27 protein-coding genes are annotated in these 22,652 nt (G+C 41.1%); 18 read left to right on the forward strand and 9 right to left on the reverse strand.

What is annotated here, in order from left to right:
* Positions 1 to 131 precede the first annotated feature (131 nt).
* Positions 132 to 440 (reverse strand): Asp-tRNA(Asn)/Glu-tRNA(Gln) amidotransferase subunit GatC, encoded by a 309-nt coding sequence (gene gatC, locus TASI_RS00870; protein WP_014110866.1) that lies wholly within the window; start codon positions 438 to 440, stop codon positions 132 to 134.
* 85 nt (positions 441 to 525) lie between these two features.
* Here gatC and TASI_RS00875 point away from each other — a divergent pair, with 85 nt between their 5' ends.
* The 5 genes from TASI_RS00875 to rodA are packed head-to-tail and all read left to right on the forward strand — an operon-like array spanning position 526 to position 6,210.
* Positions 526 to 1,566, forward strand: a complete 1,041-nt coding sequence (locus TASI_RS00875) for a rod shape-determining protein (protein ID WP_014110867.1) — start codon at positions 526 to 528, stop codon at positions 1,564 to 1,566.
* 24 nt (positions 1,567 to 1,590) lie between these two features.
* Positions 1,591 to 2,469, forward strand: coding sequence for a rod shape-determining protein MreC (mreC, locus tag TASI_RS00880; RefSeq protein ID WP_014110868.1), 879 nt, complete (start codon positions 1,591 to 1,593; stop codon positions 2,467 to 2,469).
* A complete protein-coding gene (gene mreD / locus TASI_RS00885; RefSeq protein ID WP_014110869.1) occupies positions 2,462 to 2,986 on the forward strand; it encodes a rod shape-determining protein MreD in 525 nt (174 codons plus the stop codon). Before mreC ends, mreD begins: the two co-directional genes overlap by 8 nt.
* A gap of 1 nt (position 2,987) precedes the next feature.
* The gene (mrdA, locus tag TASI_RS00890) at positions 2,988 to 5,051 is read left to right on the forward strand and encodes a penicillin-binding protein 2 (RefSeq protein WP_014110870.1); all 2,064 of its coding nucleotides are present in this window, start codon (positions 2,988 to 2,990) and stop codon (positions 5,049 to 5,051) included.
* Positions 5,044 to 6,210 carry a rod shape-determining protein RodA gene (rodA, locus tag TASI_RS00895; RefSeq protein WP_014110871.1) on the forward strand — a complete coding sequence of 389 codons (1,167 nt, stop codon included), beginning with the start codon at positions 5,044 to 5,046 and terminating at the stop codon, positions 6,208 to 6,210. Before mrdA ends, rodA begins: the two co-directional genes overlap by 8 nt.
* Here rodA and TASI_RS00900 read toward each other — a convergent pair.
* Positions 6,207 to 7,112, reverse strand: coding sequence for a cell division protein FtsX (locus tag TASI_RS00900; RefSeq protein WP_014110872.1), 906 nt, complete (start codon positions 7,110 to 7,112; stop codon positions 6,207 to 6,209). The genes rodA and TASI_RS00900 overlap by 4 nt on opposite strands.
* Entirely contained in the window at positions 7,109 to 7,777 is a 669-nt protein-coding gene (gene ftsE, locus TASI_RS00905) for a cell division ATP-binding protein FtsE (RefSeq protein ID WP_014110873.1), read from the reverse strand. Before ftsE ends, TASI_RS00900 begins: the two co-directional genes overlap by 4 nt.
* Before the next feature lie 77 nt (positions 7,778 to 7,854).
* Here ftsE and TASI_RS00910 point away from each other — a divergent pair, with 77 nt between their 5' ends.
* From TASI_RS00910 to TASI_RS00925, 5 genes are all read left to right on the forward strand, one after another.
* Complete coding sequence (locus tag TASI_RS00910) at positions 7,855 to 9,012, forward strand: amino acid ABC transporter permease (RefSeq protein WP_014110874.1); 1,158 nt, start codon at positions 7,855 to 7,857, stop codon at positions 9,010 to 9,012.
* Between the two features lies 1 nt (position 9,013).
* On the forward strand, positions 9,014 to 10,084 hold the full coding sequence (locus TASI_RS00915) for an amino acid ABC transporter permease (protein ID WP_014110875.1): 1,071 nt from the start codon (positions 9,014 to 9,016) through the stop codon (positions 10,082 to 10,084).
* A gap of 10 nt (positions 10,085 to 10,094) precedes the next feature.
* Positions 10,095 to 10,835, forward strand: a complete 741-nt coding sequence (locus tag TASI_RS00920) for an amino acid ABC transporter ATP-binding protein (protein WP_014110876.1) — start codon at positions 10,095 to 10,097, stop codon at positions 10,833 to 10,835.
* A gap of 66 nt (positions 10,836 to 10,901) precedes the next feature.
* Complete coding sequence (locus tag TASI_RS07895) at positions 10,902 to 11,057, forward strand: hypothetical protein (RefSeq protein ID WP_014110877.1); 156 nt, start codon at positions 10,902 to 10,904, stop codon at positions 11,055 to 11,057.
* Positions 11,058 to 11,121: 64 nt separating this feature from the next.
* Entirely contained in the window at positions 11,122 to 11,427 is a 306-nt protein-coding gene (locus TASI_RS00925; RefSeq protein WP_014110878.1) for a contact-dependent growth inhibition system immunity protein, read from the forward strand.
* 59 nt (positions 11,428 to 11,486) lie between these two features.
* On the opposite strand, the gene panC is transcribed toward TASI_RS00925, so the two are convergent.
* The 3 genes from panC to TASI_RS00940 are packed head-to-tail and all read right to left on the reverse strand — an operon-like array spanning position 11,487 to position 13,419.
* Positions 11,487 to 12,338 carry a pantoate--beta-alanine ligase gene (gene panC / locus TASI_RS00930; RefSeq protein ID WP_014110879.1) on the reverse strand — a complete coding sequence of 284 codons (852 nt, stop codon included), beginning with the start codon at positions 12,336 to 12,338 and terminating at the stop codon, positions 11,487 to 11,489.
* Position 12,339: 1 nt separating this feature from the next.
* Positions 12,340 to 13,221, reverse strand: coding sequence for a segregation and condensation protein A (locus TASI_RS00935; RefSeq protein ID WP_014110880.1), 882 nt, complete (start codon positions 13,219 to 13,221; stop codon positions 12,340 to 12,342).
* Positions 13,222 to 13,227: 6 nt separating this feature from the next.
* Positions 13,228 to 13,419 carry a DUF3460 family protein gene (locus tag TASI_RS00940; protein ID WP_014110881.1) on the reverse strand — a complete coding sequence of 64 codons (192 nt, stop codon included), beginning with the start codon at positions 13,417 to 13,419 and terminating at the stop codon, positions 13,228 to 13,230.
* Positions 13,420 to 13,552: 133 nt separating this feature from the next.
* On the opposite strand from TASI_RS00940, the gene TASI_RS00945 reads away from it, so the two are divergent.
* Genes TASI_RS00945 through TASI_RS07840 form a run of 6 tightly spaced genes read left to right on the forward strand, consistent with a single transcriptional unit; the run spans position 13,553 to position 16,902 of the window.
* Positions 13,553 to 13,774 carry a LuxR C-terminal-related transcriptional regulator gene (locus TASI_RS00945; RefSeq protein ID WP_014110882.1) on the forward strand — a complete coding sequence of 74 codons (222 nt, stop codon included), beginning with the start codon at positions 13,553 to 13,555 and terminating at the stop codon, positions 13,772 to 13,774.
* Positions 13,767 to 14,351 carry a prepilin peptidase gene (locus tag TASI_RS00950; RefSeq protein WP_044977886.1) on the forward strand — a complete coding sequence of 195 codons (585 nt, stop codon included), beginning with the start codon at positions 13,767 to 13,769 and terminating at the stop codon, positions 14,349 to 14,351. Before TASI_RS00945 ends, TASI_RS00950 begins: the two co-directional genes overlap by 8 nt.
* Positions 14,348 to 14,983: a dephospho-CoA kinase gene (gene coaE / locus TASI_RS00955; RefSeq protein WP_014110884.1), complete on the forward strand. Its 636-nt coding sequence runs from the start codon at positions 14,348 to 14,350 to the stop codon at positions 14,981 to 14,983. Before TASI_RS00950 ends, coaE begins: the two co-directional genes overlap by 4 nt.
* Positions 14,984 to 14,993: 10 nt before the next feature.
* A complete protein-coding gene (zapD, locus tag TASI_RS00960) occupies positions 14,994 to 15,749 on the forward strand; it encodes a cell division protein ZapD (RefSeq protein ID WP_014110885.1) in 756 nt (251 codons plus the stop codon).
* A gap of 2 nt (positions 15,750 to 15,751) precedes the next feature.
* Complete coding sequence (gene epsC / locus TASI_RS00965; protein WP_014110886.1) at positions 15,752 to 16,609, forward strand: serine O-acetyltransferase EpsC; 858 nt, start codon at positions 15,752 to 15,754, stop codon at positions 16,607 to 16,609.
* A complete protein-coding gene (locus TASI_RS07840) occupies positions 16,573 to 16,902 on the forward strand; it encodes a hypothetical protein (protein ID WP_144312769.1) in 330 nt (109 codons plus the stop codon). The genes epsC and TASI_RS07840 overlap by 37 nt, the downstream gene beginning before the upstream one ends.
* Here TASI_RS07840 and TASI_RS00970 read toward each other — a convergent pair.
* Positions 16,863 to 17,873 (reverse strand): Nudix family hydrolase, encoded by a 1,011-nt coding sequence (locus TASI_RS00970; RefSeq protein WP_014110887.1) that lies wholly within the window; start codon positions 17,871 to 17,873, stop codon positions 16,863 to 16,865. The two genes, TASI_RS07840 and TASI_RS00970, sit on opposite strands and share 40 nt — an antisense overlap.
* Positions 17,866 to 18,693 (reverse strand): ATP-binding protein, encoded by an 828-nt coding sequence (locus TASI_RS00975; RefSeq protein WP_014110888.1) that lies wholly within the window; start codon positions 18,691 to 18,693, stop codon positions 17,866 to 17,868. The genes TASI_RS00970 and TASI_RS00975 overlap by 8 nt, the downstream gene beginning before the upstream one ends.
* An 81-nt stretch (positions 18,694 to 18,774) precedes the next feature.
* On the opposite strand from TASI_RS00975, the gene ispB reads away from it, so the two are divergent.
* Positions 18,775 to 19,701 carry an octaprenyl diphosphate synthase gene (gene ispB, locus TASI_RS00980; protein ID WP_420804478.1) on the forward strand — a complete coding sequence of 309 codons (927 nt, stop codon included), beginning with the start codon at positions 18,775 to 18,777 and terminating at the stop codon, positions 19,699 to 19,701.
* Positions 19,701 to 21,563 carry a dihydroxy-acid dehydratase gene (gene ilvD, locus TASI_RS00985; protein WP_014110890.1) on the forward strand — a complete coding sequence of 621 codons (1,863 nt, stop codon included), beginning with the start codon at positions 19,701 to 19,703 and terminating at the stop codon, positions 21,561 to 21,563. Before ispB ends, ilvD begins: the two co-directional genes overlap by 1 nt.
* Here the strand turns inward: ilvD and obgE are convergent, their stop codons facing one another.
* Positions 21,564 to 22,649, reverse strand: a complete 1,086-nt coding sequence (gene obgE, locus TASI_RS00990) for a GTPase ObgE (RefSeq protein WP_014110891.1) — start codon at positions 22,647 to 22,649, stop codon at positions 21,564 to 21,566. It lies immediately after the preceding gene.
* Positions 22,650 to 22,652: the final 3 nt, after the last annotated feature.

Genomic DNA, 22,652 nt, shown 5'->3' on the forward strand with positions numbered 1-22,652 from the left:
ACAAACAACTCTATGAACTTTCTAAGACTTAAACTAATGGCTTAGTTATGAATGTAATTTAGGGTAAGAAGTCGTTTAGTACTTATCTATAGAAATATCAAAATTAATGCCAGCTGACATGAGGCATTAATTTATTCGATAACTTTAGGTACCAAAAATAAACCTTCGGATTTAGCTGGAGCATTAGACATCAAAGATTCTCTCTCTGGTACGCCTGAAGTCTCTGTAACTATATCGTCTCTTAGACGAAGACTTATGGTTTGGTTCAGTGATAGTGGGTGAGAAAGTGGCTCTACGTCACTAGTTTCAACTGACTGCAGAGTCTCTATAAGATTAAACATATCATTAAGCTCGCTATTTAGCTGCTTATGGGCTTCTGAGTCTAGTTCAAGACGTGCTAATTTAGCTATGCGAGTGATATCGGTTGAATCAAGAGACATAAGAAAAAATAATAGTCAATAGTGGTAAAATCGTAAAATTCTACTAATTATAAATTATTCGTTATCCAAATTCTCTAAAAAAAATATGTTCGGATTCCTTAGAAACTATTTCGCCACTGATATGGCCATTGACCTTGGTACCGCAAATACTCTTATTTTCGTTCGCGGAAAAGGTATTGTCTTAGATGAGCCTTCTGTAGTGGCTATCCGTCATGACGGCGGGAATGGTAGGAAGGTTATACAAGCTGTCGGCTTAGCCGCTAAACAAATGCTTGGACGTGTTCCAGGAAATATTGAGGCCATTCGTCCTATGAAGGATGGTGTAATTGCGGATTTCTCTGTTACAGAACAGATGATTAAGCAATTTATTAAGCTTGTTAATCCTAGAGGTTTTTTCTCACCTAGTCCAAGAATTATTATTTGCGTGCCTTGTGGCTCTACTCAAGTTGAAAGAAGGGCTATTCGTGAGGCGGCTATTGGAGCAGGTGCTAGCCAAGTTTACTTAATTGAAGAGCCTATGGCTGCGGCTATTGGTGCAGGGTTAAACGTTTCAGATCCTAGTGGCTCTATGGTTGTTGATATCGGTGGTGGTACTACCGAAGTTGCCGTTATTTCACTAGGTGGTATGGTTTACAAAGGTTCGGTTCGCGTAGGCGGAGATAAGTTCGATGATGCAATCGTAAACTACGTACGTCGTCACCACGGCATGCTTATCGGGGACCAAACTGCTGAGATTATCAAAAAACAAATTGGTGCAGCATTTCCAGGTACTGAGGTTCGTGAAATTGAGGTTAAGGGGCGCAATCTATCTGAAGGTGTGCCTCGTAGTTTCACAGTAAACTCTAATGAGATTCTAGAGTCACTTAACGATCCGCTTAATCAAATCGTATCTGCAGTAAAAATCGCACTTGAACACACTCCTCCTGAATTAGGGGCTGATATCACAGAAAAAGGTATTGCCTTAACAGGTGGTGGTGCTTTATTACGTGACCTTGATCGTCTACTTCAAGAAGAAACTGGCTTACCAGTTATGGTGGCAGAAGATCCATTAACTTGTGTAGTTCGTGGTTGCGGTGAAGCTCTAGAACATCTTGAGAGTCTTGGACCTGTATTTATACAAGAATAATTTTGTATATGATTTGGGGTCGTCATGCCACAAGAGAAATCTTGGCGTTTATTTAAGGACGGAAATCTTTCCAGCTCTACTGTTCTATTGATGATCATCTTTTGCGTGGCAGTGATGATTATCGATTCTAGAACAAGTTGGCTTACGCCTGTTCGTCAAACTCTTGCAGCTGTTATCGACCCTACATATCGCGTTGCAATTTGGCCTAAAAATATTATCGATAAAATTTATCGATGGTTTAATGCGGTAGATCTTGCTCAGCTTAGTGTTCAAGAGTCTCAAAGAAAATCTATTGACCTTACTCAGCTTCAAACTCAAGCATTGCAACTGACAGCAGAAAATGCTCAGCTGCGCAGATTGCTTGAACTTAAGGAAAATATTCCAGTTAAATCGCTTGCTGTTGAGATTCTTTATATTCCTAATAATCCAGTTAAGGGAAATATTGTTCTTAATAAAGGTGAGCGAGAAGGTATAAAAGCTGGTATGCCAGTTATTGGTGAAGGTGGCTTAGTTGGCCAAATTCAAAGAGCCTCAACTCGCACATCTGAGACGATTTTAATTACTGATGAATCAATTCAAATCCCCGCAATTCTGGTGCGTAATGGGCTCAGAGTAGTAGTTTATGGTGCAGGTTCAGGCTATCCGCTGGAATTGCGTTATCTTTCTCCAGGGGCTGATATTATGGTCGGTGATGAAGTTGTGACCTCTGGTATAGGTGGTATATATCCTTCAGGATTGGCTATAGGTAAAGTTATTCGTATAGATCAAAGTTCAGCTCAGGGGTTTGTTGTAGGGCTAGTAGAACCAATGGCTCGTCCTAATCGAAATAAACATTTTCTTGTTCTTAAAACTGAAGGTACTCAGAAAATCGAAGAATTAAATGAAGAGGGAAATCATGAATAATCCCAATCATAAAATTCATACCTTCGATGAGAATCCAGATACCTTTCATCCTAGTTTCTTTTTAGTTTGGGGCAGTCTATTTTTTGCATGGCTTTTTTCCCTTCTCCCATGGCGTGCATGGGAGGGTTCACCTGATTTATTAATTCTAGTGATCGCTTACTGGTTTGCACATAATATACGAGGCATGGGTTTTGCAGTAGCCATTATTGTCGGTATGTTGGTTGATGTTTTTGATACAACATTGTTAGGATCACATTCACTACACTACATTTTGGCTCTCTCTGGAATTGCATTGTCTAGAAATCGTATGATGCAGTATTCTGTATTTGTGCAATTTATAGTCGTACTACCGATATTTATTTTTTCAGCATTGCCATCCCATTTATTTGAATCATGGCTTCATGGGTCATGGGGTGGATGGGCATGGCTTATCTCTGGACTAATAACTGCACTATTGTGGTTTGTGGTCGATATAGTATTTAGGTTCCTAGGTACTATTCATTACGAGGCGAATTAGTATGTTTGAATTCGCTCCAAAAAAAGGCGTTAATCGCAAAAAACTACTTATACGAGTTTTTGTAGCGATGCTTCTTGTTTTAAGTTGTTTTGGGCTACTCATATATAGGCTTTATTTTTTGCAGATTGTGCGATATCAAGGGTTTTCAGAGAGAGCCGAGAGAAATCGCATCACACTTTTACCCATTCCTCCAAAACGTGGTGACGTAGTTGATAGAAATGGAGAGGTGTTAGCTCGCAGCTATCGTGATTACACAATCGAAATAGTGCCGCATGATTTTAAGGATTTAGATGCACTTATAAATGAGCTACAGGAAATCATTGCCATCTCACCGCTAGATATAAAGCGGTTTAAACAACGCGTGGCAGGTTCGAATCGATATACGTCTATTCCATTGCGTAGAAATATTACCGATAAAGAAGCGGCCTTATTTGCAGCGAACTCATATAAATTTCCGAAAGTAAGCTTAAAGGCTAGGTGGGTGCGCGAATATCCTCAAGGGGAGACTGCGGCTCATTTGATCGGTTATGTGGGACGAATCTCTGAAAAAGACCAAGAAAAGCTTGAAGAAAAGGGGATTGAGGGCAATTATCGAGGCACTGATTTAATCGGAAAAAAGGGCATTGAGCTTAGCTATGAAACTCAATTGCATGGGAAAACAGGATGGCAGGAAGTTGAAATTTCTGCTTCAGGTAAACCTGTACGCATTCTGCGCAGTACTGATCCTGAGCCTGGATTAAATCTTAGGCTTTCTGTAGATTTAGGTCTTCAAAAATTAGCCGAAAGCTTATTTGTAAAAAATGGTGTGGTTGAAAGGGGAGCTTTAGTAGCTATTGACCCAAGAAGTGGGCAGGTGCTAGCTTATGTGTCATCTCCATCTTATGATCCGAATCTTTTTGTGGATGGAATCGATGTAGCTGATTGGAGGCGCTTGGCCGATGATGAGAATTCGCCACTATTAAATAGGCCGATATCGGGGACGTTTCCAGTAGGGTCGACTTATAAGCCGTTTGTAGGTCTTGCTGCGATGCAGCTGGGTGTGCGAGCTCCAGAAAAACGTGTCTATGACCCTGGCTATTTTGAATACGGCAAGCAGCGATTTAGAAATGCAGGTGGTGCCGTATATGGAAATATCGATATGCATAGGGCAATCGTAGTTTCCTCCGATACTTTTTTCTTTAGCTTAGGTCCTGAAATTGGTGTGGATCGATTGCACGATTTTACGATTCAGTTTGGATTTGGAAAGCAAACTGGAATAGACCTAGTGGGCGAGAAGAGGGGGATATTGCCATCAAAAGAATGGAAATCCAAGGCATTTAAGGACCCTAAGAAAAAATCATGGCTCGTAGGTGAGACTATTTCTGTAGCCGTTGGCCAAGGCTATAACTCATTTACGATTATGCAGCTAGCTCAAGCCACATCAGTGCTTGCGGCTAATGGTGTGTATATGAGACCGCATTTAGTTAATCTACTTGAAAATCCCCTAGATGGATCTGTTACACCTATCGTAAAAGAGCCTGAATATATCATTCCACTTAACCAAAAATATATCGATGTTGTTAAAAATGCGATGGTGCAGGTAACACGCTCAGGGACCGCAAGACGAGTATTTGCAGGAGCAGATTATCTATCGGCAGGAAAGACTGGTACGGCACAAGTTTTTAACTTGCGTGGTTCTCGCTACAACGCAAGAAACCTAAAAAAACGTTTGCATGACCACGCACTTTATATTGGGTATGCACCTGCAGACAACCCTAAAATCGCATTAGCACTTATAGTCGAAAATGGGGGCTGGGGATCGACCGTAGCCGCACCCATTGCCAGAAAAGTATTTGATTATTGGCTCTCTCCACAACGTCAAAAAGTTTATGAAGAGTCACTTATTAACGATGGCTATGATACAACGATATCACCTGCAATTGAGGACAATATTGATGCAGAGAGTGAAAGCTCACCTGATACCGAAGTGCCAGAGAAGCCATTGTCAAACCCTGAGGATAAGCCTCTAGATACGCGTCCTGAGATATTTAGAGGACCTAATTCGAGCCAGTATCCAGATGAATAAGACCGTAAATAATATCGCAAACATGATTGCTGGATTGATATATAAATCATTCCGCTCAATCGACTGGCCGCTGATGATACTGCTTGTATTGTTTGCGGTGGTGGGTTTGTTCGTTATGCATTCGGCCGTTGGTGGGGCTGAAGGGAGGTTTATCGCACAAAGCAAAAATTTTCTTATTGCTCTTTTTGTTATGTGGTTTGTGTCTCTATGGTCTCCTCCAACAATCATGAAATTTGTGATTCCTATGTATGTTGTGGGATGTTTGCTGCTTCTTGGAGTTTTATTATTTGGAGAAACAAGTAAAGGTGCTACGCGCTGGTTAAATATTGGAATAGCAAGAATTCAGCCTTCTGAGATCATGAAGATTGCTGTGCCTATGATGCTTGCATGGTATTTCGATAAACGAAGAAATGATCTAAATGTCTTCGATTATTTAATAGCGGCTGTGATGTTATTGGTACCATTTGGTTTGATTATTAAACAACCCGATTTAGGAACTGCCTTACTTGTTTTTGCTTCAGGATTTTTCGTAATTTATTTTGCTGGCTTATCCTTTAAATTAATTCTTCCTATTGGGTTGATTCTAGCCGTTGGCATAGGATTAATCATCTATTTTGAAGATACCTTATGTAAACCAGGTTTTGACTGGGTTGTTCTGCACGAATATCAAAAGACGAGAGTTTGCACATTGCTTGATCCAATGTCTGATTCTCTTGGAAAAGGCTTTCATACTATACAAGGCATGATTGCAATAGGCTCTGGTGGGCTTTACGGCAAAGGGTATATGCAAGGAACTCAGACGCATCTAGATTTCATACCCGAGCAATCTACTGACTTTATTTTTGCCGTTTATGCGGAAGAGTTTGGTTTGTTTGGAAGCGTGTTTTTGTTGGTCATGTACACATTGTTAATTGCACGATGCTTTATGATCACATTAAATGCCCAAACTCAATTTAGCACTTTGCTTGCGGGTGCCTTAACCATGATTTTATTTTTCTATGTATTTGTAAATATGGGCATGGTCATGGGTATTCTTCCGATTGTGGGTGTGCCATTGCCTTTTATGAGTTATGGAGGCACAGCACTTCTTACTTTAGGAATTGCGATGGGGCTTATGATGAGTATCTCAAAATATGTCCCACCGCCTCAAAGCAATTAGAATTTTGTGGTTTTCGTGACAGACCATGCGGCTGAAATAGAAGCCACAAGCATAACAATCAATATGCTAATTAATAAATAAAAGAAGTTTGGAAGTTCGAGTGAATAATTAATTCCGTACGTGCTTGCAAATTCGCTTAATGCCCCATTTAGGCTCATCAATGCGATTTTCGCAAAGACTATGGCTAATATACTTGCAAATAATCCCGTAATCGCTCCGAACACGCGAAAAGGCCTGCGCACAAAACTTTCGGTCGCACCCACAAGTCGAGCTACTGCAATTTCGTCCCTTTGTACCAATGCTTGCATGCGAATAGTGTTAAATACAGTCGATACCACGACAATAATTACTCCCAGCGCTAATACCCCAAGTAGTGCTCGCATAAAATTTAGAAGTGATTGAAGTTTCTTAATCCACTCACTGTCAAACTGTAATAGGTCCACTAGATTGTCTCGATTGATGCTCTCTGCAATGCCCTTCGCTTCTTCGCTTGTTACCGAGTCCTTTAGCGTTACGATAATACTATGTGGCAATGGATTCGTCTTCAATGTTTCAAGCGATTCGGCCCATTCAGGTTGCTGTCTCAGGGAGGCGTATGCTTCATCTTTGGACACCACACTTGTGCTAGCAATGGAATCGGAAAATTTAGATTTAAGATTTTGTTCGAAAGATTCCGTCTCTTTTAAACTCACCGACTCTTTCATAAACACGGTGATCACAGGATTTACAGATACTCTTTGAGTTGCAGGTTCTAAGGCTGTAACTATCGAACTTAATACCAATGGAATCGATAATACAAATGCAATAACCACAATATTTAAAATGCTCGAAGCGGGCATCTGAGCCAGTCTTCGAAAGGCAGTGTTTATCGCATAACCGTAGTGTCTTAGCCAAGATTTCATACTTGACCCCCTAAATCGGTGAATTTGCCTGGTTCGATAATAATGGTACGGTTCGCATAATTTTTTAATAAATCCGTATCATGAGATGAAATTAGTGTAGTTACACCTACACGGTTAAAGTCTTGGAATACGTCTAAAATTTTACGTGCCGTATTTTTATCTAAGTTAGCTGTTGGTTCATCTGCAATTAAAACTTTAGGCCGATTAACTATCGCTCTGGCAATGGCAAGTCTTTGCTGCTCTCCGCCAGAGAGTTCAATTGGATTTGCTTTTTCTTTATGCCCTAAACCTACTTTTTCAAGAGCCGCTCTAGCACGTGCTCCCGCTTTATCCCGACTAACGCCCATGACAGCCAATGGTAGCATCACATTTTCAAAAGCATTTCTATCATAAAGAAGATGCGTATCTTGCAAAATAATGCCTATGGCTCTTCTAACATATGGTTGGCTTCTTGAATTTAAATCACTGAATTTTTGATCGTTTACGGTTATGGTTCCGCGTGAAGGAGACTCAAGTCCAGCAATCAATTTTAATAATGTGGACTTACCTGCACCAGATGGGCCAGAAATAAAAACAAACTCTCCATCCTTTATCTGAAAATTAATATCAGCAAGAATATTGGGGTTTTTTCCGTAGGACTTAAAGACGTGCTGAAAAGTAATCATATTGATTTAGGGCATTCACAAATAGAATTTAGTATACATTTAATGGTATATTGCTTTTTTTAAAAGTAATAAAATGTATGAGAAAAATTCGCTTCTCTTGGAATGATGAGAGGTTTAGAGCGATTATTTATCAGATTATAGTTTTTGCACTTGTTGTTGTAGGAATCTGGTTTTTAATTAGCAATCTTTTAGACAATTTACATTCAAGAAATATTCAAACAGGCTTTGCATTCTTAGATAAGGAAGCAGGCTTTGCAATTAGTGAAAGCTTAATTGAATATAAGCTTACGGATACTTATTTACGGGCTTTATCGGTTGGGTTTTTAAATACTCTATTCGTTTCATTTTTAGGCATAATGGGCTGTACGATTTTAGGGACCATCGTCGGTGTCTCTCGACTGTCACCAAATTGGCTAATTAGTCGTCTTGCACTTGTCTATGTAGAGGTTATGCGTAATATACCTCTACTTATACATTTGTTTTTTTGGTATTCATTGCTTACGGAAATATTGCCAGGGCCAAGACAGGCTTTAAATCCTATTGACGGTGTGTATCTTTCAAATCGTGGCATCATTTTCCCTAAGCTTGAAGGGGAGGGGCTTTTATATATATGGATTGGTCTTTTAATTGGGATTGTTCTATCAATATTAAATAGCTACAGATGTAAGTTTAAGCATGCAAAAACAGGTAAGTGCAGTCCTGTGTTTTGGGTTAATACTTTGATGATTATAGGTTTGCCTATTGTGGGTGGATTGCTTGCAAGTTCAAGTATTCAATTTTCTGTACCTGAATTAAAGGGCTTTAATTTTCGTGGAGGGTCGCTATTTACTCCTGAAATGTCTGCCCTGCTAATTGGTCTTGTGCTTTATACATCAGCATTTGTTGCGGAGATTGTGCGATCTGGCATTCAATCTGTTGGACGTGGTCAGTGGGAAGCAGGCGAGTCCTTAGGCTTATCTAAAATGCGTACGTTGCAATTAGTAGTAATGCCACAAGCCATACGTGTCATGATTCCATCTATGTCCAATACATATATGAATTTAATGAAAAATAGTTCTCTTGCCGTGGCCATCGGATATCCTGATATTGTATCGATATCAAATACTATGCTTACACAAACAGGTCAAGCAATTGAAGCCATATTCATAATTATGCTAGCTTATCTAACTGTGAGTTTATGTATTGCACAGTTTATGGCATGGCTAAATCGTCGCATGATAATTGTGGAGCGATAGTATGTCATTAGCTATAACTTCACATTCGGGACCTTGGTATTGGCTTCGCAAAAATTTATTTGCCTCTCCGGCACATATTATTGCCACAGTTCTGATTCTTTGGTTTCTTATTTTTTCGATCCCACTTTTAGTTGAGTGGTTTTTTATTGACGCAAATTTCGATGCCTCAAAAGCTGCGGAGTGTCGCGATTCTACGGGTGCATGTTGGTCTTTTGTACGACAAAAATATCGCATGATCCTATTTGGTCTATATCCATATTACGAGCAGTGGAGACCTCTCGTAGTCACGATATTACTAATTGGAGTGTTGATTTACAGTGCATTGCCACGGGCATGGCATAGATCACTAATATTTGTATGGCTTGTCATTTTAACGATATGTGGCATATTAATGTATGGGGGCGTTTTAGGACTAAGCCACGTTGAGACAGCTCGTTGGGGCGGACTTCCAATAACATTGATGTTGTCGATTTTTGGAATTATGTTTGCGACACCATTGGGTATTGTTCTTGCACTCGGTCGTCGCTCGCATATGCCGCTGATACGAGTATTAAGTACTTTTTATATTGAATTGATTCGTGGGGTACCTTTTGTAAGCTTGCTCTTTATGGCTTCGGTAATGGTTCCTTTATTTTTCCCTGAAGGTGTAACGTTCAATAAACTTTTGCGTGCTCAATTGGCTGTGATTGTGTACATGTCCGCTTATATCGCTGAAGTGGTGCGTGGGGGTTTACAATCAATTCCAAATGGGCAATATGAAGGAGCTAAGTCTTTAGGACTTTCATATTGGCAATACATGCGCTTAATTATCCTGCCTCAAGCACTCACCGTAGTTATACCTCCTCTAGTTAGTATTTTTATTTCGATATTTAAAGATACGTCCCTAGTTGTTATTATTGGTATCTACGATTTAACGCTTTCAGCGAAAGTAGCACTTTCAGACCCTGAGTGGTCTGGATTAGGCTTAGAGGCCTACGTTTTCTTAGCAATCGTTTATTTTATTTTCTGTTTTGCTATGTCTAAGTATTCTCGATATATAGAATCAAGACTGCGCACAGGCCATCGTCATTAATGGAGACCGAATGTCACAAGAACCAATCATAAAAATTCGCAATCTCAATAAATGGTATGGAGATTTTCAAGTTCTCAATAATATAAATTTTGAAGTTGAGACGGGCGAGAGGATTGTAATATGCGGTCCTTCAGGAAGCGGTAAATCTACGCTTATACGATGTATCAATGCTTTGGAATTTGCTCAGGAAGGGGAAATAGTTGTTGATGGTGTGCGAGTAGACCATAATCTCAAACATTTGCGAGAAATACGTCAGAACGTTGGCATGGTGTTTCAGCAGTTCAATCTATTTCCACATTTAACCGTCTTAGAGAATCTGACATTGGGGCCAATCTGGGTTTTAAAAAAATCAAAAAAAGAAGCCCGTGAAGTGGCAATGCAATATCTTGAGCGCGTAAAAATTGCAGATCAAGCTAACAAATATCCTGGTCAATTATCTGGTGGACAGCAACAACGCGTAGCCATTGCCAGAAGCTTATGTATGGCACCTAAAATTATGCTTTTCGATGAACCAACTTCAGCACTTGACCCTGAAATGGTTAAAGAGGTTTTAGAAGTAATGGTGTCGCTTGCGGAAAATGAAGGTATGACTATGCTTTGTGTTACGCATGAGATGGGATTTGCACAGCAAGTGGCGGATCGAGTGGTGTTTATGGATCAGGGCGCTATTGTTGAGCAGGCTACACCGCAGGAGTTTTTCACTAATCCGAAGACCGAGCGTGGACAAGCATTCTTAAAACAGATTTTGTAGATTTCCGCACGATTGAGAACAACATTTTAATGAGATAATTAACCCTGAGGTCGATTACATCTCAGTGTGGCTATTACTAATAATGCTACTTTAAGTGAATCGACATCTATAGAAAATCGATTATGGGGTGGTGTTAAGTTTGTTTCTGGTGTAGTTGAAATGCTAGTGGCAGGTGGTTTGTGTTTGAAATTATTGAATCAAATAAATTTACAGTTGTATTAAAGCCAATTAATTACAATGGGAAACCTTACTTCATATTAACTTCATTTGTAGGAATTTAAATTTAATGCCTCAATTTAATGAATTAGACCTTTTGATATATGGATATCTGAATGAGGACTTCGATTTAATCTGCCACACTGATTCATTAGAAGGTGCTATTGATTATTATGTTACCGATGTAAGCGAAAATACTTTAAAAGCACTCTTAAAAGAACTGAATGATTTTGAACAAACTTATGATGCGAATAGAGATGAAGAATTCGAAAATCTTTTTATGTCAGGAGTCGATTACATCTCAGTTGATCATTTATTAGGTCTAATCAGAAGCACTATCAAAAAACACTATCCTGATTTAATCGAAGGGGCTTAAATGGCCCTTTCAATAACCCCTCATAAGCTCCCTCAAAATCACCTCAAAATAGTAAGCTCTTAATAACCCTCAATTTCGATGTTATCAATTAACCTAGTCTGCCCTTCTATTTTTGCCGCTGTCAGAGCCACCAAAGGCACACCAGTATTAATTTCGTCCATTGAAGGTTCATGCAAATCGCTTTGTTTACGAATTGTGAAATAATCTATTTCCCACCCATCGGAATTTAATCGCTCCTTAGCATCCGCTTCAATAGAAGCAAAATCTTTATTGCCAGAAAAGATTTTTTCTTTAAGACCAACCAATTCTTTGTAAAGTTTAGGGGCTTTCGCTTTCTGAGTCTCAGTTAAATAGCGGTTACGAGAAGATAAAGCCAGACCTGAAGCTTCTCGCACAGTTTCGTGTGCATATATTTGAACTGGCAATGCAAACTGTTTGCACATAGCCCTCACAATCATCAATTGCTGGTAGTCTTTCTTCCCGAAAACAGCAACCTGTGGCTCTACGCATGAAAAGAGCTTCAACACCACAGTACACATGCCTTCAAAAAATCCAGGCCTAAATTCACCCTCAAGAATATGCCCTAAATCAGGCGTCTGCACACGAAAATTCTGAGGCTCAGGATACAGCTCCTCTTCAGACGGTGCAAATAAAACATAAACATCACGTCGCTCCTCAAGCTTCGCAATATCCTCTGCCAATGTTCTCGGATAACTCCCAAAATCCTCATTAGGCCCAAATTGCAGCGGATTTACAAATATGCTCGCAACCACGGGATCGCCTTTTTGAGCAGCCAATCTCATCAATGACAAATGCCCCTCGTGCAGATGGCCCATAGTTGGAACAAATGCTGTCCGTGTCTGACCGCGAAGCTGCTCGCGTAAATCTTCAATAGTGTGTACAACTTTCATTTTATTCCTCAGAAGAAACTACAGGCGTATAACTCAATTTCAAATAGATTGGTGCGTACGGCTCAGTTTGCGTAATATCTATTAATTGCTCACGGCATAGCTCAAGCATGGCCATAAAGTGAACGATTAATACGGCAGGAGGATCGCCCTCGTCGATGCGTTCTAAAAATAAATCTTTAAATTCAATAAATTCGGTATTTGATAATCGACGCAAAATATGACTCATGTGTTCCCGCACAGAAAGCTGCTCGCGACGAATATGATGTTTTTTGTTGAGACTTGCCCGCTTTAAAATATCAAGCCATGCAAGTCGCAAGTCCTCCGCATTTACATCTGGAAGTGGCCGCATTTTGCTTAAAGATGGATCGGCCGAAGCCGCATAAAAATCCCTCCCTAATTGTGGCAATGCCTCCAATTTCTGCGATGCAAGTTTAATCTTCTCATACTCAAGTAGCCTTCGAATAAGCTCTGCTCGCGGATCTTCTATTTCTTCATCCGCATTATCCGCTTTTTTTACTGGCAATAACATCCGCGACTTTATCTCAATGAGCATAGCTGCCATAAGCAAATACTCTCCAGCCAGCTCCAAATTATGATTATGAATCTGTTCAACGTATTGCATATATTGCTCAGTAACTTCCGCCATCGGAATATCGAGCACATTGAAATTCTGCTTGCGAATTAAATATAAAAGCAGATCGAGTGGCCCTTCAAATGTCTCTAAAAATACCTCTAGAGCATCTGGGGGGATATATAAATCATTGGGGATTTTAAAAAGTGGCTCACCGTAAAGCTTTGCGAACGCAATAGAGTCTACAACGTCCGTCGTAGAATCAACCTCTGGATCAATTAAATTATCCAGCTCGGCCTGAAATTGAGCCATAAGAAATTATTTTAGAGAGTAATATTGATAAGGCTTCTGTGGCACGCAAGCTTCCTCAAATTCCTCTTGTTCACGAGGGTCAGTTTTACGCACCCACCAACGAGCACGTCCCGCCTTTTGCCTAGCTTCAAGCTGTGGGTCGTCTTTTTTGAGTTGCTGTAAGAAAAGTGTAGTTTCAGATTCAAAGCTCTTAGCCATGTTTATCTCGAACGCTTAAAAAAGAGATTATAGCAAAAGCAAAAAATCAAGTATGTTTAAAAAATCCATGACTTTTTTGTCCAATTGCGGGTGGCAATGCTTTCTGAAACAATTCAATTTTTAGGAGAATCACATGAACAACATTAAAACCAATTGGAAAATCGAAACCCTTACACCTCGTGAAAATCAAGTCTTAAATTTATTAATGCGTGCTCATACTACAAAAGAGGTCGCAGAAAAACTGGAATGCTCTCCACGAACCGTTGAAGTGCATAGATCTAGAATTTTAAAGAAAACGAACTCAAAAAATTTTGTTTCTCTCATGTGTCGTCTTCACGGAAGGGCCGATGCATGAGACTTTGCTCACAGTCATAGAATTCTTACTAATTTTTGTGAGTGTAAATGCCACTTTAAATTACTTGTTTTTTAACTACTTTAGAAAATATGAGCTAAGAGATTTAATTCTGTCATTTGATGCATTTTATTTAAATACAAAGCAAACACGCACCGCATTATTTATAGCTGCATTCACAGCAGCCCTTTGGACTGAGACTATCTACGAGTCACTTTTTGTAAGCTTACTTTTGCTTATAAGTGTGATGGATTTACGTCTTAATCTAATCCCCTTAAGAAGCGTGATTTGCTTGTTAGCCCTAAAATCCTTGTATGTAGGAGAACTTCTAGAACCCGCATTGGTGCTAATTGCAATACTAGTAATTGCTTTTTTTCCATCTGTATTTATGCTAGGCACTGGTGACATTCTATTGCTGTTAGCTCTAAAAGTGCATTTCAATACGTTAGAATGGCTTAATATGATTCTATTGGCTTGCATAATAGGGATTGTTTTCGGCCTTATGGTCCGCATAATATTGCATAAGAAACTTATCCCCTTTGGGCCATGCATTTGTTTTAGTGCTTGCGTATTTTTATGACTTGTTTAAAAGTAGGACTTACAGGCGGTATTGGTTCAGGAAAATCAACTGTCGCTGAATTTTTAGCTGAATATGGTATTACAGTAGTAGATGCAGATGCTGTTTCTCGTTCTCTTACGGCTTCAAATGGAGGGGCTATTGAGAAAGTTCGTGAAGAGTTCGGAGATGAATTTATCGATTCAAACAATGCCATGGATAGAACCAAGATGCGAGAATTGGTTTTTTCTAATCCTAAGCAGAAAGAAAGGCTTGAAGGCATTCTTCACCCCCTTATAAGAGAAACGATACTTGTAGAGCTAGAGGAGGTGGTACGCAGAGGCATTGCCCCCTTTGTAATTGCAGACATACCATTACTAATTGAATCCATAGACTTTTATAGGTCGGAACTAGATATCATTTGCGTGGTCGATTGTGATATTGAGACGCAAATTGAGAGGGTTGAAAAACGCAATAATTTTAATAGGACTAAAATAATTGATATCATTAATAGCCAAGCCAGTCGCGAAGAGAGGCTTGCTCATGCTGATTTTGTTATCGATAACGGTGCGGACGTAACTTTGGAAGCATTGAAACTTCAAGTGGAACAGTTGCATTTTGAACTGATGAGGCTTTGCGAAGATACAACCGCATAAAGGATTGATTTTGATTTTATACGAGCATCCGTTTAATGAGCGCACGCGATACATGATTCGCTTAGAGTATTTATTTAAGCAGTTATTTGAGTTTTCAAGACTTCCCGAACCCATGTATCAGCACGTAGCTTTCTCGATATTGTTCGAGATATTGGATGTGTGCGAGCGCGGAGATTGTCGCAATTGGGTTATACAGGAAATCGAAAAACAGAAAATCAATCTAGAATCTCTACGTAATCACCCAGACGTTCAGAAAAATTTGCTCGATGACACTCTTAACAAACTTAATAGAGTTTCAAAAAATCTAACAGCTGTAAGTAAGCTAGGTGGCCATATGCGTGAATCAGAGTGGCTGATGTCACTTCGGAATCGCTTTGTGACACCAGGGGCGACATCGCCAATGGACAGCCCTTCATACAATGCTTGGATGAATGGTAGCGAATCTGAGCGACTACAAGTTATGCGTAATCTTGTTGACCCATTTATGCCGCTATACGATGCCATTGCCATGTCGCTTATGGTTTTGCGTGAGGCGGCGGAACCTACAGAAGAAGTGACGGGCTCAAGCGGTGTTTTCGAGAAATCCGTGGGTGGACGTATCTATCAAATGGTACGAGTATGGCTTCCGACTGGGGATAGGATTTACCCCGAGATGTCGGGAAACAAATACGTGGTCATGATTCGCTTTTTTAAAATTAACAAGGATTTTGAGCAATCCTTTATCAAGCATCCAATTCAATTCAAGATGGCACTTTGTCACGTTTAATCATGGATAATTTAAAAATTTTTGAAAAATTAAAGCATTCACGTCAGACGTGGCAGGAAAATCAAAAAGACTATCACGTAATAAGAGGGGTGCGTAGGCCGTCTAGAACAGTTATCGGTGAAAATACAAAAAAACTGGTTTCCGCATTGTTTCCCCTTACGCTTGGCCCTTCGGATTTGCAATTTTCCAATGTGGAAAATTTCGTAGCCTTTACTATCAATAAAGTACTTACGATTTATATAGAGCAATCCGCATTAGAATACGGATTGCTTGGTTGTGAGGATGACTCCGTAGAGATGTGTAAGAAAAGGGCGCAAGAGAGTGTGGAGAAGTTTGCGGAGGCATTGCCAACGATACATGGCCTTGTAGAACGCGATGTAACTTCGGCTTATCGAGGAGACCCAGCCGCTAAAAGCTACGATGAGATACTGATGTGCTATCCAGGCATCCATGCAATGATTTACCATAGGATTGCACACGAGTTTTACAAGCTCGGGCTTACATTGATCGCACGTATTATCTCTGAAATTTCGCATTCTGAGACTGGAATCGATATTCACCCAGGGGCTCAGATTGCGGGTGGCTGTTTTATCGATCATGGTACGGGAGTTGTTATCGGAGAAACGTGCATTATCGGCGAGAATGTGCGGATTTATCAGGCTGTAACTTTAGGGGCGAAAAGTTTTCCTGCGGATTTGGATGGGTCGCTTAAAAAGGGCTTATTGCGGCACCCGATTGTTGAGGATAATGCTGTTATTTACGCAGGTGCGACTGTTTTGGGTCGGATAACGATTGGGAAGAATGCAGTTGTTCCAGGAAATGCTTGGATTACAAAAGACGTGCCAGCGGTGGAGAACTAATTTTATTTTCTATAAAAATTGGAGAACGAAAAAGCCTTCATCCACTCGAACCTAGTGCCTCCCCAATGGGGTTTAACATACTAGAAATGAGTGAAGAAGGCTATGTTAGAACAGGAAAAATTCCTTTTTCTAACATTAAAAACATTATATCTTATTTAATGCATGTTGAGACAGAGCATTTAAATTTTTTAGACTCAATGATGTATGGTTATGAAATACAAACTATAAAAATGTACGGATATTTTAATTTTGCTTATTCCGTAATCTCGCCTCTAAGCACAGCAATTCCATGAGCTCCATGCCTCAATGCCTCTCTAAAAGTATCGGCATTCTGGCCACCAATTGCAAATACAGGTATGGCACTCTCGGCCGCCCATTGCTCAAACTGGCTCCATCCAATAGGCTCAGAATCTGGATGCGAAGCTGTCTCTAAAACATGCCCCAATACAACAAAATTTGCCCCCAACTCATGGGCATATAGCAAGTCCGCCAAATTATGACAGGACACAGCAAGCAAGCCGCTCTCAGGCATGTCTTCTAGCTCCATCTCGATTGCATCCGTCGCTCTAAGGTGCAAACCGTCCGCTTCTTCGGCCCATGCCCTTGGATGACAGCTATTTACAAGCACCTTCGCCCCATATCGGTGGCAATGTTCCCGCATCTCATCCAAATATCTCTTCAATTCTTCAGTCTTAAGCACTTTAGCCGCAGCTGGTTCTCGGAACTGAACGAGCCTCACACCCGCCTCAAGAGCCGCTGTCAATTTCGCCCAAAACGCAGTTTCACGAGGGGCTTGGCCCGCACCATGGCCCACGCCCGCACCTTCGTTCGAATCGAAAAAATTGCTGATCAGATAAACATCCCCATAGGAGAGCCACTCAATGGGCTCCACGGAAGCTGGCAATAAATCTCGGTCCGTCGGCATTTGCGTAAACCATTCAAACGCCTGCTTTTCGAGACTTCGCAGCTCGCCGCTCCACTTAAAACATCGATAAAAATGAAGAAGCACGTCTGTCTTAGGATACTCATAGCTCATAGTCACCCACGGATAGGTGCTCTCGGGATCGAGCTCCACGCCTAGCTCTTCACGGAGCTCACGAATTACGGCTTCTTTAGGCGATTCACCTTCCTCAATCTTCCCGCCTGGAAACTCCCACCAGCCGCTCCAAGACTTATCCTCGGGCCGTTGAGCCATCAAAAATCGCCCCTCCGAATCGATTAGAACACAGGCCGATACATTGAAAAAAGGTTTCTCTTCAGACATGATTTGCAATCCAATATTTTACGAAGTGGGTGGCAATGCGCCCCGATCTCGACCCTCTTTGTGTTGCCCATTGCAATGCTTCGGTGTGCGCTTCGGATGTTCTCTCTTTTGGCCAACCCATAGATATTAAGCCATTGTCCACGACCTCGAGATATTCGCTTTGTGAGAATTGATAAAAAGAGATCCACAACCCAAATCTATCTGATAATGAAATTTTCTCTTCGCTTGCTTCACTAGCGTGAATTTCATTTTCGGAAAAAAATTCTGGCATAAGATGCCTGCGATTTGAGGTCGCATAAATGAGCACATTGGAGCTGCGGCGTGCAATAGAGCCATCGAGAAGAGATTTAAGTTCTTTGTAGCTGACATCGCCTTCATCAAAAGAGAGGTCATCGCAAAATATAATAAATTTTTCGTCTCGCTCACGAAGAACATCGACTAAATCCGATAGATAAATAAGATCAACTTTATCAATTTCAACTAGACGCAGCCCGCTTTCCGCATAGATAGTAAGCATGCACTTAACAAGAGAACTCTTACCTGTACCTCTTGCACCTGTGAGTAGCACATTGTTTGAAGGTTTACCCTCTAGGAAAGCTTTTGTATTTTTATCGATAATCTCATATTGGGTGGCAATGTTCTGTAGGCTCTCTGGCCTTACTTCATCAAGATTTTTTATCGCTTCTAAATAGAATTTGTTTTGAACGGTTCGCAAACGGTAGGCCCAAGCTGACCAATCGACAGGCTTTGGAACTTGAGGAAGATAGAATTCCAGCTGCTCTAAAACCGTCATTGCCTTAGAAATAAACTCATCTTTCATAATGTAAAATACAGAATATCGTTAACCCAACTTGGAATCGTTTTGAGCATTAAAGAGATTTTTCAGCCCATATCAGAGGATATGAGTGCCGTCGATAAAGTAATTAGATCCCGATTGAATTCTGATGTTGTTCTTATACGCACTATAGGTGAGTATATCATTAGTGCAGGCGGTAAACGTATACGGCCTGCTATGCTTTTAATGATGGCCAAGGCCATGGGGTATGAAGGTAGCCTTCATCATTTAATGGCTGCCGTTATTGAGTTTATTCACACATCTACTCTTCTTCATGATGATGTTGTTGATGAATCGGATATGCGTCGAGGAGCTGCTACAGCAAATGCTGTTTTCGGTAATGCGGCTAGTGTGTTGGTGGGTGATTATTTATATTCGCGTTCATTTGAGATGATGGTAGAAGCTGACTCTATGCGTATTATGCAAATTATGTCAGAAGCGACTACTGTAATTGCCGAGGGCGAAGTTCTACAACTACTAAATATTCATGATTCGAATGTAGATTTCGATCGATACATGAATGTTATTAAATCAAAAACCGCAAAACTATTTGAAGCTGCTACTCGAGTTGCAGCTGTTCTTGCGGGTGCAGATAAAGAGACAGAACAACAAGCAGCTTTATATGGAACACATGTTGGTACAGCTTTCCAAGTGATAGACGATGTGTTGGATTATTCTGGATCAGCAGAAGATCTCGGAAAAAACGTAGGGGACGATTTGCGAGAGGGCAAACCAACATTGCCACTTATCCGCGTTATGCAAGTGGGTACGCCTGAGCAAAAGGCTTTAATTCGTCATGCAATTGAAGAAGGTGATGGCGATTTTGAGAGAGTAGCCGAGGCTATTCGAAGTACCGATGCGATTGAATATACCAAAAGCATTGCCAAAGAGCAGGCAGATATTGCTATAGCCGCTTTAGATTCGCTAGCAGAATCACCTTATAAACAATCTCTTAAAGACTTAGTAACTTTTTCATTAGCAAGGACTCAATAATGCCTGACTACCGCTCAAAAACATCTACTCACGGAAAACAAATGGCTGGAGCTCGGGCACTTTGGCGTGCGACGGGCGTTAAGGATTCTGATTTTGGCAAACCGATAATCGCAGTCGTAAACTCTTTTACGCAATTTGTGCCAGGGCATGTACATCTTAAGGATATGGGTCAGCTTGTGGCACGATGCATTGAAGCTGCAGGCGGTATTGCAAAAGAATTTAATACTATCGCAATCGATGATGGTATTGCGATGGGGCATGGGGGGATGTTGTATTCATTGCCATCGCGAGATTTGATTGCGGATTCGGTGGAGTATATGGTGAATGCTCATTGTGCGGATGCAATGGTGTGCATTTCCAACTGCGATAAGATTACTCCAGGAATGCTTATGGCAGCGATGCGGCTAAATATTCCTACGATTTTTGTATCGGGTGGTCCAATGGAAGCAGGAAGGGCCACACTTGTGACAGAGGAAAAAGTAATTAAGCTCGATCTTGTGGATGCCATGATTCATGGGGCGGATCCAGATATCGATAAAGATGATTTGTACGCAATAGAATCGAATGCCTGCCCAACATGTGGGTCCTGTTCGGGTATGTTTACGGCAAATTCTATGAATTGCTTGGCGGAAGCGTTGGGCCTTGCATTGCCAGGAAATGGGACTATCGTGGCTACCCATGCGAGTCGAAAAGCATTGTTTGAGCAAGCTGGTGAGCTTATTGTGCAATTAGCGAAGGCTTACTATGAGGAAGAAAATGATTCGGTGCTACCGAGGAGCATTGCCACTAAGGCTGCATTCGAGAATGCTATGGTCTTAGATGTTGCGATGGGCGGCTCTACAAATACTGTACTTCATATTCTCGCAATTGCACATGAGGCGGGCGTTGATTTTACTATGCGTGATATCGATGCGATTTCTCGACGTGTGCCATGTCTATGTAAAGTGGCACCAGCTACTCAGAAATATCATATCGAGGATGTTCATCGAGCAGGCGGTATTTTGGGTATTTTGGCGGAACTTAACCGTGCGAATCTTTTGAACACAGATGCATTTAATATCCATAGTGGAACTCTAGGAGATGCTATTGCGAATTGGGATGTGTTAGGTCCTAATTCGAATGAGGCTATATTGCAGTATTTCCGTGCGGCCCCAGGTCATGAAAAAACTACGCAGGCATTTTCGCAAAATTCTTACTACAAGGAGAACGACCTCGATCGAGCTAATGGCTGTATACGTGATGTGGCACATGCATATTCCGCAGATGGTGGATTGGCTGTGCTTTACGGCAATTTAGCTGAAAACGGATGTATCGTGAAGACTGCTGGTGTGGACGAGAGCATACTTACATTTACGGGAACCGCTGTAGTATTTGAATCTCAGGAAGATGCATCTGAAGGCATCTTAGGTGGTGCGGTTAAAGAGGGTGATGTTGTAATCATTAGATATGAAGGGCCTAAGGGTGGACCAGGCATGCAAGAGATGCTTTACCCTACCTCATATCTAAAAACGATGGGGCTTGGTAAGCATGCGGCTCTTTTGACGGACGGTAGGTTTTCAGGAGGCTCCTCAGGTCTTGTTATTGGACATGCCTCACCTGAAGCAGCTGAAGGTGGCGCGATAGGTCTTGTTAAGAACGGCGATACGATTGAAATTGATATCCCAAATCGTACAATCCGTTTAGCAGTGTCTGATAATGAATTACGTGAGCGTCGTGAGGAGATGGAATCTCGTGGAGAAGATGCGTGGAAGCCTTTTTCACGAAATCGTGTGGTATCAAAAGCATTGCAAGCTTATGCCGCACTTGCAACCTCTGCGGACAAGGGTGCAATACGGGATTTATCTCAAATTAAACGTAAATAATTATCTAAAGCGGGGGTCTTCTTCTTCGAATACTCCCGTTTCGATATCCTCCTCTTTATGTTGTGATTTTTTCTGCTCGTCAATATAGTCTTGCAAGGCATAAACTAAATTTTGTGTTCCTTCACCTGTAAGAGCACTGATAGTAAAAACAGGTCCTTTCCAGCCATAGGCTTTAACGAATTTCTCTTTTACTTCATCAGGATTTTCAATCATATCGAATTTATTAAGCACTAGCCAACGAGGTTTTTCGTAAAGTTCTTCGCTATATTTTCGCAACTCTTCCGATATAGCACGGGCATCTTTAACAGCTTTTTCGATTGAATCCACTTCAGGGTCAAGACTTGAGACATCAACAATATGCAATAGAAGACTTGTGCGCGTAAGATGTCTTAAGAATAAGTGTCCAAGCCCAGCTCCCTCACTAGCCCCTTCAATTAAACCAGGGATATCAGCCACAACAAAACTTCGCGAATCTGAAGTCCGAACAACACCTAAATTTGGGTGTAGAGTCGTAAATGGATAATCTGCGATTTTAGGTTTTGCATTTGAAATTCTTGTGATTAAAGTACTTTTTCCTGCATTCGGAAGACCCAATAAACCAACATCAGCTAGTACTTTAAGCTCCATGCGAAGACGTCTTTGCTCACCATCTTTACCGTATGTAAATTGCCTAGGAGCACGATTTGTACTCGATTTAAAATGCAGATTCCCTAAGCCACCAGCACCACCAGCAGCAAGCACAACTTTTTCGCCATGCTTATCTAGATCAAATAATTGCTCGCCCGAATCCGCATCATAAATAACAGTGCCCACAGGCATGCGTAAAACAATATCTTCAGCTGCGGCACCATATTGATCTGAGCCACGGCCATTTTCGCCATTTCGTGCACGATGCAGGCGTGCGTATCGGTAATCGATAAGCGTATTAATATTTCGATCTGCTATGGCAATGATGCTGCCTCCGCGTCCACCGTCCCCACCATCAGGACCGCCTTTGGGGATAAATTTCTCGCGGCGGAAACTCGCGGAACCATTGCCACCTTTACCGGCAATCACCTCAATAGTCGCTTCATCTACGAATTTCATCTT

Source organism: Taylorella asinigenitalis MCE3 (assembly GCF_000226625.1).
Classification (GTDB): domain Bacteria; phylum Pseudomonadota; class Gammaproteobacteria; order Burkholderiales; family Burkholderiaceae_B; genus Taylorella; species Taylorella asinigenitalis.